Raw genomic sequence first — 16,463 nt, 5'->3', positions numbered from 1 at the left:
TTCTCTATTTAATCAATATTGTTCGCGATTAAGCCCGCTCTGCTAAGCGGAAGTGCGGCATGATAGAGATGGCCGACATCTCCAATGCCGTAGCAGCGCGGAGCCGCCCATCCGTGGTCGTATTCTTCCATGACGACGGTGGTGACGGAGCTCGGCGCAATCCAGAAACCGGACCAAACCATTGGCAGTGGCAGCTCGAGCAGATGGGACAGCCAGGCAAGGCCGAAGCCGAGGTGGCAGAATATAGCGATGGTATCTCGATTCGAATGCTCGATCTTATAGCGGCCGCCTTCGCGGCGATAGCCATTCTCCAAGAAGAATTGATCCGAGTTATCCTTAATCTCTTGGAATCGGCCTGCGAAGGATGGGTCATTGTAGGGCGCCCTCTCATGCCAATCGTCGCTGGAAGGGAACGGGCGATGCTCACGGACCCAAGTATGGTCGGCATTCCAAGCGACTGTGGATTGGCCGTCTCGGTTCTTCATTTGCCAACCCCCGAGCTCCTCAAGCCAAGGGAGGACGGTTGCCTCCAGCCCGATCTTATCTGCGGTATATTGCATCGTATGAAGTGCTCGTCCAAGGGGAGAACTGTATATGCGATCAATTCTCGTGCCGGAGAGCCGTTCAGCCAGTGCTTTCGCTTCAAGATGGCCGGGCGCCGTAATGGTATTATTAGGATAGTCGGGCTCTGCATGCCGGATGATGTAGATCTTCATGAATTACCTCCAGATATCCTGCCCTTATTTCTTCAGCATATGGAACACTTGCTCGACATCTTTGTCTCCGCGTCCGGACAAGTTCACGATGATAATTTGGTCCTTGCTCATGCCTTGGGCCAACTTCTTCGCGTAAGCAATCGCATGCGCGCTCTCGAGTGCCGGGATAATTCCTTCTGTACGGGACAGCTCTTGGAAGGCGGCTAACACTTCCTCATTGCTGACGGTTACGTATTCAGCACGCTCCGTTACCTTCAGATGACTGTGCTCCGGACCGATTCCCGGGTAATCGAGACCTGCGGCAATCGAATACGTCTTCTTCGGATTGCCTTCTTCATCAAGCAGCACCAAACACTTAAACCCGTGAATGATACTTGGCACGCCCTCGGTTAGAGTTGGTGCTTGGTCAGGCTCCACACCAATCAGCCGCACGGAAGGCTCGTCCAAGTAGTGGGCGAATGCGCCGATGGCATTACTGCCTCCGCCGACGCAGGCCAGCACCGCATCCGGAAGCCGACCTTCTTTCTCAAGGATTTGCCGCTTCGATTCTTCGCTGATGACGGATTGAAAATGCTTCACCATCGTCGGGAAAGGATGCGGACCCACTGCAGAGCCGAGCAGATAGAAGGTATTCTTGTAGTTTTGGATGAGGTCGTTCAGCGCTTCGTCTACGGCATCCTTTAACCGTCCTTGTCCTTTATGAACCGGAACGACAGTTGCACCCAGCAGCTCCATGCGGAATACATTGAGCGATTGGCGACGCGTATCCTCTGCGCCCATATAAATGACACAATCCATGTTGAACATGGCACACGCCGTTGCAGTCGCTACGCCATGCTGGCCGGCACCTGTCTCGGCAATGATTCGTTTGGCACCCATTCGCTTGGCTAGCAGGATTTGGCCGACGACGTTGTTGATTTTGTGCGCGCCGGTATGGTTCAGGTCTTCGCGCTTCAAGTACACTTTGGGGCCGCCCCATGCGTCGGATAGCTGCTTGGCGTAGGTAAGCGGATTTTCACGGCCGACATACTCTTTCAGATAGTAGCGCAATTCCTCATTAAATTCGGCATCGTCTTTATAGGCGTAGAATTGCGCGCTCAAATAATCAAGCACCTCTTGCAATTCTGGCGGTACAAAGCTGCCCCCGAACTCGCCGAAGTATCCTTCTTGCAGTTGCGTGTCACTCATCTTGAAAGCGCCTCCAATACGGAATATAGGATATGAATCGAATTTCTTTTATCCTATCATACTGCGTGAGATTTTCATTGAAAAAAATGGGAATTTACAGAATAGTAGCCTCCTATAGCAGCCAACAATAGGATTTTCATCAATTGGGCGTGTATAGTAAGGAATATAGGATTGTGCTGCAGTGCAGGATTCGCATGCGGTGTGGCAAGGCAAATAAGGAAGGTGCGTGTACGTATGAATATTACCGTTAACCAGCAAGGAAGCTCGAAGGTAGCGATTATAGAAAGTCCGGATATTCTCATCGAAGACGTTCAGAGTGCGCTGGATCTAATGGCCACCGTTCGTTACAACGAAGACTGCGACAAAATATTGCTGAACAAATCCAATGTAACCGAACATTTCTTCGATCTAAAAACTCGGATTGCCGGGGACATTTTGCAGAAATTCACGAATTATCAGCTGAAGCTGGCGATCGTCGGCGACTATGACGGCTACGACAGCAAGAGCTTGAAGGATTTCATCTACGAGAGCAATCATGGTAAACAGGTGTTTTTCCTAAACGATCAACAGGCTGCGCTGGATGCGCTCCATAGTGTTTAATCCGTCATTCAAGAGGAGTACGCGGCCGCGAAGAGAATAAGTAAAGTATCTTTCTATTTCTTCTCGGAGGTGGCTTATGAAAGCATTATTCATCGGTGGAACAGGTATCATCAGTTCTGCGATTACGAGGCAGTTAGCGGAAACCGCAGGATGTGAGCTGTATCTGTTAAACCGAGGTACTCGCAACGAGAGCTTGCCGGCTAATGTAAAGGTGCTTCAAGCGGATATTAACGATGAGAGTCAAGTAGCCAAGCTGATTGAAGACTTGAGCTTCGATGTTGTAGCGGACTTTATCGCGTTTCGTCCGGAGCAGCTCGAGCGAGATTATCGCTTGTTTCATGGGAAAACCAAACAGTTCATCTTCATCAGCTCCGCTTCCGCCTATCAGAAGCCGTTGTCGGACTACCGTGTAACGGAGAGCACGCCGCTGGCCAATCCGTATTGGGAATACTCCCGCAATAAGATTGCGTGCGAAGAATACTTGATCAAACAATACCGGGAACAAGGCTTCCCGATTACGATTGTACGGCCTAGTCACACCTATGATGAGCGTTCCATTCCGCTTGGCGTGCATGGCAGCAAAGGGAGTTGGCAGGTTGCTCGTCGGATGCTGGCGAACAAGCCGGTTATTATCCACGGCGACGGAACTTCCTTGTGGACGATGACGCATAATCGTGATTTTGCAAAAGGATTCATTGGTCTAATGGGCAACATTCACGCCATCGGAGAAGCCGTCCAAATTACATCAGACGAAACGGTGACCTGGAATCAAATTTACGCGGCTATCGCGGATGCGCTTGGCGTGAAACTCCAAGCGGTTCATGTATCCTCGGAATTCTTGGCGGCATGCAGCAAAGAGGACTACACCGGCGGCCTCATCGGAGATAAAGCCAATTCCGTCGTGTTCGATAACGCGAAGCTCAAGCGGCTTGTTCCGGACTTTGTGGCCGCCACGCGCTTCGATCAAGGCGTTAAAGAGACGGTGGCTCATGTGCTCGCTCATCCGGAATGCCAGACGGAAGACCCGGAATTCGATGTTTGGTGCGATAAAGTGATCGATGCGCTGCAAGGGGCGATCGCGTCCGTTAAGGGCTAGCCTGAGTTACTACGAAAATAAGCCGCTTCTTCTCCTCAGTCATGAGGGGGAAGCGGCTTTTCGTTATGCAGTTTACAGGGCTTCTCGCAAGTATCTGCCCGTATGCGATTGTCGCACCTGTGCGACTTGTTCAGGAGTACCTTCCGCCATAACGGTACCGCCTAGCTCGCCGCCTTCCGGACCGATATCGACGATCCAGTCGGACTCGCGAATCAGCTCCATATTGTGCTCGACGACGATGACCGTATTGCCGGCGTCGACCAGCTTGTCGAGCAGCACGGTCAGCTGCTTTACGTCAGCCGGGTGCAGGCCGGTTGTCGGCTCATCGAGCAGATAGAGCGTATGTTTCTTCGTTCGTTTGCCGAGCTCCTTGGCAAGGCGAATCCGCTGGCCTTCGCCGCCGGATAACGTGCGAACGGATTGGCCCCAGTGCAGGTAGCCGAGGCCGACCTCGCACAGCAGACTGATGGTATCGGCCATTTTGGGTGCATTTTCGAAGACGGCCAGACTTTCTTGAACCGTCAGATCCAGCAGATCCGAGATGGAATAGCCTTCATAGGTGACGCGCAGCACTTCCTCTTGGAAACGGCGGCCTTTGCAAGCCGGGCAGCGAACCTCGATGTCCGGCAGGAAATGCATATCCACTGTGATGACACCAAGCCCTTGGCAGTTCTCGCAGCGTCCGCCCGGGGTGTTAAAGGAGAAGTGTTTCGACGTCAGCTTCAGCTTCTTCGCTTCTGCAAGCCCGGCATATAGATTGCGCATGGCCGTAAACATATCGGTGTAAGTCGCCACGTTAGAGCGCTGCATCCGTCCTACAGGGGACTGATCCACGGTAATCCAGTTGCCGACTTCCCCGGTGCCTTCGATACCGTCACAGCCTTCTGGCTTTAAGTTATCGTTTGCTCCCTCAGCCAGCAAGTCGAAGAGCAAGGTGGACTTGCCTGATCCGGACACGCCGGTTACCGATACGAGGCAGCCGAGCGGGAACGATACCGTCACGTTCTTCAAATTGCGGGCATGCGCATTGCGTACTGTGAGCTTATGACCGTTGCCCGGGCGGCGTGTGCGCGTAAGCTTGTCATGCGCTTCGTCGCGCAGATAAGCGCCGGTTACCGATTCCTCGGCGGCCATTAAATCTTCAAGTGAGCCCTCGCCCACGACCCGCCCGCCTGTGCTCCCGGCACCAGGACCCATGTCGATGACATGATCGGCCGCTCGCATCATCTCCACATCATGCTCGATGACGAGCACGGTGTTGCCGAGATCACGAAGCTGCTTCAATACTTGAATCAAGCCATCCGTATCCCTCGGATGCAGACCTGCGGTTGGCTCATCGAGAATGTAAAGGACCCCGGTCAGTCCCGAACCGAGCAGGGACGCGAGTCGAAGACGCTGGGCCTCACCGCCGGACAGCGTAATGGATTGCCGATTGAGGGATAAATAGCCGAGTCCAACATCCAGAATGCGCTTCAAACGGGATGGGATTTCGTCGGATACGATCGTCTCCAGCATTTCAAGACTGTCAGAGGACAGCTCGCTGTGGAGGCGGCCTACCCAGTCATATACTTGGCCGAGCGGCCAATCGGATATTTCATGTATGGCGCCGCCGCCAACCTTCACGGAGCGGGCGAGTTCGTTCAGCTTCGCGCCGTGGCAGTCCGGGCATACCTGTTGGTGGAAGAAAGAAGCTGCGTTCATACCCCCCTCCGCGTCAGGCCCTTTCTCCTTAAAGCGTCGCCAAATGCCGGTTAGAATGCCCTCGAATTTGCCGGCGTTCACTTTCTTCGGCGGCTTCATGTTCGGATAATGCCGCATAAAAGCCTCGCTCTCCACGCCATAATAGAGCAGGTCGCGCTGTATTTCGTTGTAATCCTTGAGCGGAAGATCAGGATCGAAGTGGAAGCCGTAATACTCGCCCGCGGCCTTCAAGATGACGGTATAATAATCGATCATCATCTCGAATAGGGAAGGGACGCCGCCTCCACGCAGGCTTTTCTCCTGATCGAACACGGCCTCCATGCGCAGCGTCGAAACCATGCCAAGGCCGGAGCAGCCCGCACATGCGCCTTGCGGTTGGTTAAATGAGAAATGCGACATGGTCAGCCGCTCAACGGCTGTATGGCAGTTTGGACAATTGACCCATTCTTGGCGGTCATCGTCGTCTTCAGTTCCTATATGCGCCGTGGTCGCCGGCCCGGGAGGGATGCTTGCGCCACAGGAGGGACATGAACGGTGCCCTGCCCGCGAGTAAATCGCCCGCAAATACGTGTAAATGTCCGTTGCGGTTCCTACCGTGGAGCGGGGATTGCGGTTCGTGACATGCTGCCCGACGCTGATCGAAGGGGACAAGCCAATAATGGCGCCGACCTTCGGCTTATTGATGGAGTCAGAGACCATGCCCATCGATTCCATGTATTGGCGCTGGCATTCTCGCTGCAGCGTATCCATGGCAAGTGTCGACTTGCCGGAGCCGGATGGCCCTGTCAGAACAACGAGCTTGTACTTCGGTATGCGAAGTGAAACATGCTTCAAATTGTTCTCGTAGGCATCCTTAATTTCAATCCAATCGTTCACTGCTAGTTTCCTCCCTAATGAAGAGTGATAACCTTATTATATAACATTCGTGCAAATGCTAAGGTTTGTGATGTTTCATGACCGTTCTTGTAAGGGGGAAAAGTATGAACTTTGTCATGGTGCATTAATCTTAAGTTAGAAGCTTAGCGCATAAAAAAAAGACCCTCCACGAAGAAGGGACTTAGAATAATGACGATCAGCTGCTATCTGTATTAGGCGAGTGAGATTCCGGCGCTTGCATAACCGGCAATAACTGTGGCAATATCCAAACCGGCTGTAACCGATGCGCTGAATACCATTAAAAGACGGGTATTTGCGGTTACAGGGATGCTGAGTCCTGTCGTAATTCCGCTGCTAATTGTACCTAGAGACAGAACACCGGTAAGTGGCGGAGCTAATGTCACGAGTGCTCCCGGTACTGCGGTAAAGGTATTATTTGGTGTAGTGGATGAGAACAATTGGGCAGTAATCGTTACAGTAGAACCAACCAGAGTTAATGCAGCTGTCGTACTGAAGTATGCAGCCACGGAAGTGAGTGTCGCTGCGCGAGGAACCGAGAATGCTTCATTTAGTAAGAGGCCCGCTCCTCCTGTAAGGTCGATCGTTCCACTCGCAATGGTGACGCCTGTTGCAGTGGTTCCAAAGCCAACCAGACTGGAAGTATTGAGAATTCCACCGAGTACGGTTGTTAATGAGGCAGGCAGACCGGATGCAAAAGGAATGATCGCACCGCTTCCTGTGGCCCCGGTAGCTCCGGTAGTACCCGTAGCACCAGTAGCACCGACACCAGTAGCGCCAGTAGCGCCAGCGGCACCAGGAGTACCCGGATCGCCAGTAGCACCAGTAGCACCTGTAGCTCCGGTAGCACCAGTAGCACCGGCAATACCAGGGGTACCAGTTGCGCCAGTAGCACCAGCGGCGCCAGGAGTACCCGGATCGCCAGTAGCACCAGTAGCACCTGTAGCTCCGGTAGCACCAGTAGCACCGGCAATACCAGGGGTACCAGTTGCGCCAGTAGCACCAGCGGCGCCAGGAGTACCAGGATCGCCGGTAGCGCCAGTAGCACCCGTAGCGCCGGCAGTACCAGGGGTACCAGTTGCGCCAGTAGCACCAGCGGCGCCAGGAGTACCAGGATCACCGGTCGCGCCAGTAGCACCAGTAGCACCGGCAGTACCAGGGGTACCAGTTGCGCCAGTAGCACCAGCGGCTCCAGGAGTACCAGGATCGCCGGTAGCGCCAGTAGCACCCGTCGCACCTGCAGTACCAGGGGTACCAGTTGCGCCAGTAGCACCAGCGGCGCCAGGAGTACCCGGATCACCGGTCGCGCCAGTAGCACCCGTCGCACCTGCAGTACCAGGGGTACCAGTAGCGCCAGTTACACCAGCAGTACCAGGAGTACCAGTCGCGCCAGTTGCACCAGCAGCGCCAGGAGTACCCGGATCGCCGGTTGCCCCGGTTGGACCTGTAGGGCCACCTGGCTCACCAGGAGTACCAGTTGCTCCGGTCGCACCAGGATCACCGGTCGCGCCGGTCGCTCCAGCAGCGCCAGGAGTACCCGGATTACCGGTCGCGCCAGTTGCACCAGCAGCGCCAGGAGTACCCGGATCACCGGTCGCGCCAGTCGCGCCAGTCGCACCGGCAGCACCAGGCGTACCAGGGTTACCGGTCGCACCAGTCGCGCCGGCAGCGCCAGGCGTACCAGGTGCCCCTGTCGCACCGGCAGCGCCAGGAGTACCAGGTGCGCCAGTAGCACCAGCAGCACCAGGCGTACCAGGTGCCCCCGTCGCACCGGCAGCGCCAGGCGTACCAGGAGTACCCGGATTACCAGTGGCTCCGGTCGCACCAGTGGCACCAGTAGCTCCAGTCGCGCCGATCCCTCCGCTGATGGCGTCACTCAACAATTCATTGGCAACGAGGCGATGGGAGGCAACCAGTTCACCGTCGGCATCTTTACCCCAAACCGAGATTTGAGCCGATGCTGCTCCGGCACCTGTAGCGTTGAAAATAAACTCAAATGCATCTAAATCTGCAAAATAGGTTTTGGTAACGACCTGATTGGGATTAACGACAAATAATTCTTCGACGTATAGCGATCTTATAGATCCTACATAAAAGCCCGTGAGGTAGAGAATATACGAGTCAGTAGAATGGCTGTTGTCGATTTTGATCGTTACGGTTTGCGTAGGTCTAGTTCCAATTTCTGCGACAAAACTGTTTTCAATCGGTCCAGTTGAGAAAATAGGCAATTTATTAATTCCTCCTTATTCATTAAATTAAGATTCCACCGCGATAAGGCGCTGGGCGTCAACTAATCGGCCAGTGCCTGTTTTACCCCAAGCAGATATCTCGGTTTGATTGGCTCCATCACCCCCAATTGTGAATTGATACTCGTAGGCGTCAAAGTCGGCATAATTCACTTTCATAAACGTTTGATTGGGTAACAGGCTAACCAGTTCGTAGACATACATGGTGCGATCCCCGTTCAAGTAAAATCCTTCAACAAGAACCGTGGACATATTGATTAAGTCCCGATTAACCATCCGTACCACCAATTGCTGAACACGGTCGATTGCGCCGACGGCATGATTAGCAACGGGGCCGGTTGACAGGAAGGGCATTGGTTCTCCCCCCTTTCGCTTTAGAGTAGTAAACCTTCGTAAACTAGTTCGTACAAGCAGAGGCTGCTAGACGAGGAACCTGAAGCAATGGACAACTTTTACGGCTCTATTAATAGTAGTATTCAAGAGTGTGTTAATCGTGTGGATAAAGGAAGAAAAATGCCAAAATTATGTAAATTTAGGCATATAAAACCCGATTAAGTAAGAAACGGAGGCCAGTAAAGTGACCGTTGACGGGGCATTCAATCTTAACCTATAATTAATAAATCCAATGGAATAATTATATGTCTAGCCATCTTTGTGATACTAGCTGCTTCACTAATTCGTTAGGGGGGTTTACTTATGTCCAAGATTCTCAGGCAACGAAAGCCGGCTATTCTTCTCATCCTCATTTCGCTTCTCGCTACCCTTTTTCCCGCCATCAGTTTTGCCGCAACCAATCTCGCACTGAACAAGACCACCACCACTTCATCCGTCTGGGCAACCGGTTACGGAGGCGCCAAAGCCGTAGACGGCAATGGCACAGCCACCAGCTGGGCAAGCGCGGAATCTGAAGCAACCTCATGGATATACGTCAATTTAGGCTCTCTGCAGACGATCGACAATGTTGTAATCAAATGGCCGCAATACACGTATGCGACAACCTTCAAGATTCAAACCTCCACAGATGCTTCCAACTGGGTGGATAAATACACGACAACAAGCGGAGCAGGGGGGACGACGACTGCGAATTTTACAGCAACTAGCGCGCAATATGTTCGGGTGTATATGACAGGTAAAGCCGACATCTACTACGAAATCTTCGAGATGGAAGTATACAACAACGGCGGTGGTGGAAGCGGAGACACAACGGCACCGTCTGCGCCAACAGGATTGACCTCGCCTTCACAAACGGCAACAAGTGTAAATCTCTCCTGGACAGCATCGACCGATAATGTAGCCGTAACAAGCTACGACGTATACAAGAATGGTGCTAGCCCGGTGAACGTAACAGGGACATCCGCTACAATTAGCGGTTTGACGGCAAGCACATCGTACACGTTTACTGTAAAAGCGAAGGATGCCGCGGGCAATGCTTCTGCAGCCAGCTCACCGCTCTCTGTCACAACGTCCGCATCAGGCGGTGGCGGTTGCTCTTCCAACTGTCATGTGAACAATGCTACCTTCCTAAATTCGGCTTGGTTCGCTTCGGCGCAAAGCGCGGCGAACATCGCCACCTACGTCAACGAGCTCGCCGCCAAGAAGATTAAATACCAATTTGCCGATATCGGCGTGCTTGTCGATTCCGCTACATCCACCAACGGAACATTGCCTGCGGCAGGTTATACAGGTCTAGCAACGTGGATAAAGAACTCCAGACTGACCGATCCGAACCAATTGATTATCATCGATCTCAATTACGGCAGCCGATTCACAAGAGTCAGTGGTACGAAGGTCGGCAATCCGAACTTCGGCAATGCGACGTTTAATACGAACGTCAACGCTATTATCAATACGCTCGTGAATGTCGGCGTGCAAGTGGGCGGAACGGGTCCTTTCTACAAGGCGGACGGCGTTCATTTGGATATTGAAGGCTTCATGACGAATGACACCACTTTGTTGAATACACTGCAATATTTGCGCAATAACGCACTGGCTTCCAACAACAATTTCTCCATCTCGACGCCTGCAGATCCGCCTTACAGCGGCGTGAGCAGCTATCAGTGGAGCAATGCGTATATCGGTCAAGTAGCCGCTATCGTCAACATGATGAACCCGATGATCTATGATGCAATGGGCTGGGGCTCGGACATTACGACCGCCAACTCGTATAAGACGCTGTGGACGAACGAACTTACAAGATACAGCAACGCAATCGGCAATACCGGACCGGGCGGCGTTCGCAGCCAGCTGGTACCAACTCTGCCTTCGTATGAGCTGAAGTCAGCAGATGGCACGGTTTATCATGACCCGGCCGTGGAGAGCCTGCAGAAAGCAGCCGAAGGATTAAATGCGGCTATTGCAGGCGGGGCCAATGTGTACGGAGCGGGTATTTTCTGGTGGAGCAACTTTATTGGACGCAATGCCGGCGTGTACGGCTCCTCGTACTTTACGCCGGATCAGACGAATTGGATGAATTTGTGGGTTAATCATTCCTAAAGGCAAGGGATATAACGCAATCCCGATCCATGTCTGTCGTGGGTCGGGATTTTTCTATAGCGTTACAACTATGAGGGGGCAGCAGCCAATGATCGTATTTAACGAGGATAAGGTACAAACGATGCTGGAGAAACTCAGTTTGAAGCAAAAGGTTGCGCTAATGTGCGTAACAGGCGTGCCGGGGCAGCAAGTAACCGAGCAGGATCGAGGAAGAATCGGCCAAACCGAGGTAGGAGGGCTTGGCCTATTCCCGCACAACATCAGCTCTGAGCCGCAGCTCAAGCAGCTTGTGACGGATATTCAAGCCGTGTCAGCGAGGAATGCTCTGCCATATCCGGCGTTACTGTCGATCGACGAAGAGGGCGGGAGCCTGTCCAACTTGACCGACTTCTACGTTTCCGTGCCCGGCAATCGGGCGATCGGGCTGGCGGAGGATGCGGGTCTCGCTTATCTAACCGGTAAAGTAATCGGTAGTCAGCTGTTTCACCTAGGCATTGGCATGGACTGGGCGCCGGTGCTGGATGTGAACACCAATCCGCTTAATCCGGTAATCGGTGTCCGTTCCTTCCACGAGAATGCCGCAATTGCTGCAGCCTACGGGCAGGCTTTTATCTTGGGTATGCACCGCTCGGGCGTTGCTGCTACCGCCAAGCATTTTCCCGGCCACGGCGATGTTGCCGTCGATTCGCATAAGGCGCTGCCTACATGCAGCCTAACGCTGGACCAGCTACACCGAGAGGCGCTTGTTCCGTTTAAGGCGGCAATCGAGGCAGACGTAGACGCGATTATGGTGGCGCATGTTGTGTTCGATCAAATCCCGCAAGCGGCGGGACTGCCGGCCTCGCTGTCGCGTTATTTTGTGACGGAGCTGCTTCGAGGCGAGCTTGGCTATCAAGGTGTCATTTGTACGGACGACATTGAAATGCACGCCATTGGACTGTACTTTAGCCCTGAACAAGCAGGGGTTCTTGCCGTGCAAGCCGGCAATGATCAGGTGCTAATGTGCCACACGCCGGATTTTCAAGATCGCGTAATGGCAGGCATTATTGCGGCTGTAGAGCAAGGTGATATCCCTATGCAGCAAATAGATGCGTCAGTCAGCCGAGTGCTCGCGCTCAAGCTGCGCATGGCATCTTACAGACGTCATGCGGCTCCGCTGACCTTGCAGGAAGCCGAAATGACCGCACTTCATATCGCGACCTCTGCCATCGTCACCACGAGAGATCCTGCAGAGCTGCTCCCGCTGTCGCCCCAAACGACCTACCTGCTCATTATGCCAAGGCAGCGCAAGCTGACGCAGGCCGACAGCACCGACGGCAAGGAAATTGCTCTGGCAAGCGGCTTGGCGGAACAAGGCTATAACACGGTTACGGCCTATATTTCGCAGCAGCCAACAGCGGACGAGATAGCCGCGATTATGGAATTGCTTTCTTCCGTGGACGTCGTCATTCAGTGCACCATTAACGCTCATATGTTCAAGGAACAATTGAAGCTGGCAGAGCTATGTGCGGATTCGAAGCCTCATCTCTGTCTGATTCTTAGGAATCCATACGATGCAGCCGAGCTTCCGGCAAGCAGCAGCGTCGTGTCGATCTGCTCGACATCAGAGATCAGCATGCGGGCGTTTATAGAGCTTCACAAGTCTATCTAATTTATTAATTCACTGGAATAATAAATCGAAAAAGGGCGTTGAATCGCAGACTCTTTTCGTTGATGAAGGGAGTATTTCGTTGCACCGAATCACCTTATCATGAAGATACAAGAGAAACGAGATAGAAGGTGATTCCGGTGCAGAGTAAATCGTCGACAGAGAATCCGAATATCAGCCGCTTCGCCGCACAACCGAGTGCCCGTGCAGAACGGCCGCGCAAGAGTAAGCTGGTGCTGTTTGGCCGCCAGTGGGATTTGCAGCTTATGGTCCTTCCGGCGCTGGTTTTCTTATTCGTATTCAGCTACATTCCGCTTTACGGCTTGTTAACGGCTTTCCAAGATTACGATATGTTCAAAGGTTTCTTCGCCAGTCCGTGGGTTGGCTTCAAGCACTTTCGCATCTTCTTCGAATCGCCTGAGTTCGGCGAGGTGCTCTCCAATACGATCTGGATCAGCGTGCTGAAGCTGCTCGTCTGCTTCCCGGCTCCGATCGTGCTGGCCCTTATGTTGAATGAAGTGAAGAACATGTACTTCAAGCGAATCGTGCAAACGATCAGCTACCTGCCGCATTTCTTCTCCTGGGTTATCGTGGCGGGCTTCGTCAGCTCCATGCTGGCCGTCGATAACGGAAGCTTGAATATGGCGCTTGAGAAACTGAACCTCATCGATGAGCCAATCAATTTCCTCTCGCTGCCGGAATACTTCTGGACGATCTTAATCAGCGCGAACGTGTGGAAAGAAATCGGGTTTGCTTCCATCGTCTACTTAGCCGCAATCGCCGGCGTAGACCCAACGCTCTATGAAGCAGCCGCCATGGACGGCGCGAGCCGATTCAAGCAAGTGTTTCTGGTCACGCTGCCGAGCATTCGACCGATCATTATTATTTTCATGATCCTGGCAGTAGGGAACATCCTCAATGCCGGTTTCGAAGATATATTGCTGCTTGCCATCAGCCCTACGCTGGCCGAAGTAGCAAACGTGGTAGACACCTATGTGTACCGAGTCGGGTTCAAGAATTCCAGATACTCTTACGCAACGGCGGTCGGCCTGCTCAAGTCCGTCATCAACCTTGGCTTGCTCATCGCAGCCAACGCAATCGCCAGAAGGAAGGGCTCAAGCCTATGGTAATTCACACATCACGCAGAGGAGGCCGCAGGCTATGAAACGCAGTACCGGAGATAAAATCTTTCACACCCTCGTCTACACGCTGCTAGTCTTGCTGGCTTTCGTATGCTTCTATCCCTTCTGGAACTCGATTGTCATCTCGTTTAACCTGGGCTCCGACACGGAGCTTGGAGGGATCACCTTCTGGCCGCGCAGCTTCACGCTGCAGAACTACTCCATCGTCTTTCAAGACGGACGGCTGCTGGATGCCTTCTACATATCCGTGCTGCGGACATTAATTGGAACCTCAGTCGCCATTCTCTGTACGGCGATCTTCTCCTTCGGGATGTCGCGGAAGAATCTGATCGGCCGCAAAGCCTACATGCTCTTCTGCGTATTCACGATGTACTTCAGCGGCGGATTGATTCCGACTTACATGCTGATTCGCAACATGCACTTACTGGATTCCTTCTGGGTGCTGGTTATCCCAGGCATCATAAACGTGTGGAATATGATTGTGTTCATCTCCTTCTTTAGGGACCTGCCTGATGGCCTAGAAGAATCTGCCCGTATGGACGGGTGCAGCAACTTCGGCGTGTTATTCCGAATCGTACTTCCATTATCCGGCCCCATCATCGCGACGCTCTCCTTGTTTACGGCCGTCTCGCTCTGGAACGACTGGTTCTATGCCGGCCTGTACATCACGAAGTCCGAGCTGCTGCCGATTCAGGCGCTGCTCCAGCAAATTCTGAACTCCAACATCATGACGACCGAGCTTCTGAACTTGAACTCGGCTGCCCAAGATCGCATTGCGGCGATGCAGTCTATCACGACGAAGTCGTTATCGATGGCCACGATGATTGTAGCCGTGCTGCCGATCATGTTTACGTATCCGTTCGTACAGAAGTATTTTGTGAAAGGCGTGCTTGTCGGTTCGTTGAAAGGTTAGCTGCCGGCAGTCAGCCCAAGAATTGTTACAGCGGTTTTACGCGAAATAGCTTAATATAACAAGTACATGGAGGGTTATCGATGAAGAGAAAAAGAATCGCCACATCGCTTGGAGTTATGCTGCTTAGTACATCCATGTTAATGGCAGGATGCGCATCAAAGTCAGAAACGAACAACAACAACGATTCAACGGCTGCAGCAACAAACACCACTAATCAGGCGGAAGCAACGACGAACACACCTGATGCTGCTCCTGCATTTGAGTTTGGCGTAACCCCTGTTTCCTTCAGCTTCTATGGCAACTATGACTGGTACACACAGAATCCGTGGGGAGCCGATCCCGGCACGAAGTGGATTCAAGATAATAAGAAAGTAACGGTAACGGCTGTGCAAGCAGGCAGCTCGCCGGAAGTAAAGCTGAATGCCATGATTGCATCCGATGAACTGCCGGACGTCATCTGGGGCGAGCGCGACGCGAATGTCGAGAAGCTCAGAGCGGCAGGCAAGCTGGTTGCACTGGATCAATACGTAGATAAATACCCGAACTTGAAGAAATGGGCGGGCGATGCCACGCTGAACATGCTGAAGGCAGAAGACGGCCACCTGTATGTATTCCCGAACTGGTATGCCAACTCTGCACGCGGTAACGGCGGTTACATCGTCAATACGAAGATTTACACCGAGCTGGGTTCGCCGAAGCTGGAAACGTTCGATGATCTGTATGCTTACTTGAAGCTGGTGAAAGAGAAATATCCGAAGATCATCCCGTTCGAAACGAGTATCGGCGCACAAGGTATCTATGAGCTGTACTCCGGTTTTGCAGAGGATCACCCGGTACAATTCGTTAGTCAAATGGCCGTGCCAAACGCTGGCGGCGACAAGCTGGAGTCCATCTTCACAGACCCAACCTTCAAAGAAACGCTGCAATACGCAAGCAAACTCTTCCGTGAGAAGCTTGTTACTCAAGATGCTTTGACACAAAAAATCGAGCAAGTGCGTGAGAAAGTAACGACCGGCAAAGTAGCCGTCGCCTCTGCTTTTAACGTAACGGACCTGGGTGCTAGAGGTACGGTTGCCCTGAAGGCTGCTGACCCGAGCGCTGGATACACGATGATTTGGCCGCTGCAGAAGGGCGGATTGGATAAGAACAAGATTTTTGCAACGCAGTATGATTCGCTTGGCTGGAACGTCAACATGATTACTACATCGGCGAAAGATCCGGAAGGCATCTTCGCTTACCTCGACTGGCTGACAGGTGCCGAAGGACAACGCGTAGGCTTCTGGGGTCCTCCAGGTCTGTACTGGGATGGCGCTGACGAGACGGATGCACCGAAATTTACGGATAAATACGCAACGGATAAAGAAGGCTTGAGCAAAATGATGTCCACGATGGATTCCTTCAACTGGGCAGGGAACACGACGTTCATCGATCAAGCGAAATCGAAGCATGAATTGTCGCTGCCGGCTGATCAACAAGAGTGGGCAACGATCGCACAGAACGCAGTAGCATGGAAAACAGCGTACAACATCACGCAATTTGCTAACATGGATCCGGCTCCGACTTCGGAAGAAGGCGTAATTGCACAACGGATCAGCGATATCTTTACACGTGTGTTCGCCAAAGCGATCTTCGCGAAGGATGATGCAGAAGTGGAAGCGATGCTGAATACGGCGAGCGAAGAGGCAAATTCCGCGGGTTACGACAAGCTGCTTGCGTTCAAAACAACGAAGTGGCAGGACAACCTGAAACGAATCAATGCCGAATAAATAATCATAGGGTTCTATGCCAAGAGAAGGTATACTAAGTATACCTTTTCTTGGCATTAT

12 protein-coding genes are annotated in these 16,463 nt (G+C 52.7%); 7 read left to right on the top strand and 5 right to left on the bottom strand.

From position 1 onward, the window contains the following. Positions 1-8: 8 nt before the first annotated feature. Positions 9-716: a histidine phosphatase family protein gene (locus BLW29_RS13650; RefSeq protein WP_090980355.1), complete on the bottom strand. Its 708-nt coding sequence runs from the start codon at positions 714-716 to the stop codon at positions 9-11. Between the two features lie 24 nt (positions 717-740). Next, a complete protein-coding gene (gene trpB, locus BLW29_RS13645) occupies positions 741-1,904 on the bottom strand; it encodes a tryptophan synthase subunit beta (RefSeq protein ID WP_090980353.1) in 1,164 nt (387 codons plus the stop codon). Positions 1,905-2,138: 234 nt separating this feature from the next. Here trpB and BLW29_RS13640 point away from each other — a divergent pair, with 234 nt between their 5' ends. Together BLW29_RS13640 and BLW29_RS13635 are read left to right on the top strand one after the other, a co-directional pair. Then, positions 2,139-2,504, top strand: a complete 366-nt coding sequence (locus BLW29_RS13640; protein WP_090980351.1) for a DUF4180 domain-containing protein — start codon at positions 2,139-2,141, stop codon at positions 2,502-2,504. 76 nt (positions 2,505-2,580) lie between these two features. Continuing rightward, on the top strand, positions 2,581-3,600 hold the full coding sequence (locus BLW29_RS13635) for an SDR family oxidoreductase (protein ID WP_090980349.1): 1,020 nt from the start codon (positions 2,581-2,583) through the stop codon (positions 3,598-3,600). A gap of 72 nt (positions 3,601-3,672) precedes the next feature. Here BLW29_RS13635 and uvrA read toward each other — a convergent pair whose 3' ends face one another. The 3 genes from uvrA to BLW29_RS13620 all read right to left on the bottom strand — a co-directional run bounded on the left by uvrA (position 3,673) and on the right by BLW29_RS13620 (position 8,795). Next, a complete protein-coding gene (gene uvrA, locus BLW29_RS13630; protein WP_090980347.1) occupies positions 3,673-6,177 on the bottom strand; it encodes an excinuclease ABC subunit UvrA in 2,505 nt (834 codons plus the stop codon). Between the two features lie 212 nt (positions 6,178-6,389). After that, on the bottom strand, positions 6,390-8,423 hold the full coding sequence (locus BLW29_RS13625) for an exosporium glycoprotein BclB-related protein (protein WP_090980345.1): 2,034 nt from the start codon (positions 8,421-8,423) through the stop codon (positions 6,390-6,392). 27 nt (positions 8,424-8,450) lie between these two features. Further along, positions 8,451-8,795, bottom strand: a complete 345-nt coding sequence (locus tag BLW29_RS13620) for a hypothetical protein (RefSeq protein ID WP_090980343.1) — start codon at positions 8,793-8,795, stop codon at positions 8,451-8,453. Between the two features lie 342 nt (positions 8,796-9,137). On the opposite strand from BLW29_RS13620, the gene BLW29_RS32025 reads away from it, so the two are divergent. The 5 genes from BLW29_RS32025 to BLW29_RS13595 all read left to right on the top strand — a co-directional run bounded on the left by BLW29_RS32025 (position 9,138) and on the right by BLW29_RS13595 (position 16,403). After that, positions 9,138-10,934: a galactose-binding domain-containing protein gene (locus BLW29_RS32025; protein WP_177186622.1), complete on the top strand. Its 1,797-nt coding sequence runs from the start codon at positions 9,138-9,140 to the stop codon at positions 10,932-10,934. An 88-nt stretch (positions 10,935-11,022) separates the two neighbouring features. Beyond that, positions 11,023-12,585, top strand: a complete 1,563-nt coding sequence (gene nagZ / locus BLW29_RS13610; protein WP_256208600.1) for a beta-N-acetylhexosaminidase — start codon at positions 11,023-11,025, stop codon at positions 12,583-12,585. 263 nt (positions 12,586-12,848) lie between these two features. Then, entirely contained in the window at positions 12,849-13,712 is an 864-nt protein-coding gene (locus BLW29_RS13605; protein WP_090980667.1) for an ABC transporter permease, read from the top strand. A 31-nt stretch (positions 13,713-13,743) separates the two neighbouring features. Continuing rightward, the gene (locus BLW29_RS13600; RefSeq protein ID WP_090980341.1) at positions 13,744-14,637 is read left to right on the top strand and encodes a carbohydrate ABC transporter permease; all 894 of its coding nucleotides are present in this window, start codon (positions 13,744-13,746) and stop codon (positions 14,635-14,637) included. An 80-nt stretch (positions 14,638-14,717) separates the two neighbouring features. Then, positions 14,718-16,403 (top strand): type 2 periplasmic-binding domain-containing protein, encoded by a 1,686-nt coding sequence (locus BLW29_RS13595; protein WP_090980339.1) that lies wholly within the window; start codon positions 14,718-14,720, stop codon positions 16,401-16,403. Positions 16,404-16,463 lie beyond the last annotated feature (60 nt).

This window comes from Paenibacillus sp. CF384, from assembly GCF_900106745.1.
In the GTDB taxonomy this organism is placed as follows: domain Bacteria; phylum Bacillota; class Bacilli; order Paenibacillales; family Paenibacillaceae; genus Paenibacillus_Z.
Note: the sequence above shows the minus strand (reverse complement) of the source record. Positions and strands in the feature narration are given on the sequence as shown.

Coding starts and splice junctions, on each gene's coding strand:
- BLW29_RS13650 (WP_090980355.1), bottom strand. CDS start 716: ATGAAGATCTACATCATCCGGCATGCAGAGCCCGACTATCCTAATAAT.
- trpB (WP_090980353.1), bottom strand. CDS start 1,904: ATGAGTGACACGCAACTGCAAGAAGGATACTTCGGCGAGTTCGGGGGC.
- BLW29_RS13640 (WP_090980351.1), top strand. CDS start 2,139: ATGAATATTACCGTTAACCAGCAAGGAAGCTCGAAGGTAGCGATTATA.
- BLW29_RS13635 (WP_090980349.1), top strand. CDS start 2,581: ATGAAAGCATTATTCATCGGTGGAACAGGTATCATCAGTTCTGCGATT.
- BLW29_RS13620 (WP_090980343.1), bottom strand. CDS start 8,795: ATGCCCTTCCTGTCAACCGGCCCCGTTGCTAATCATGCCGTCGGCGCA.
- BLW29_RS32025 (WP_177186622.1), top strand. CDS start 9,138: ATGTCCAAGATTCTCAGGCAACGAAAGCCGGCTATTCTTCTCATCCTC.
- nagZ (WP_256208600.1), top strand. CDS start 11,023: ATGATCGTATTTAACGAGGATAAGGTACAAACGATGCTGGAGAAACTC.
- BLW29_RS13605 (WP_090980667.1), top strand. CDS start 12,849: ATGGTCCTTCCGGCGCTGGTTTTCTTATTCGTATTCAGCTACATTCCG.
- BLW29_RS13600 (WP_090980341.1), top strand. CDS start 13,744: ATGAAACGCAGTACCGGAGATAAAATCTTTCACACCCTCGTCTACACG.
- BLW29_RS13595 (WP_090980339.1), top strand. CDS start 14,718: ATGAAGAGAAAAAGAATCGCCACATCGCTTGGAGTTATGCTGCTTAGT.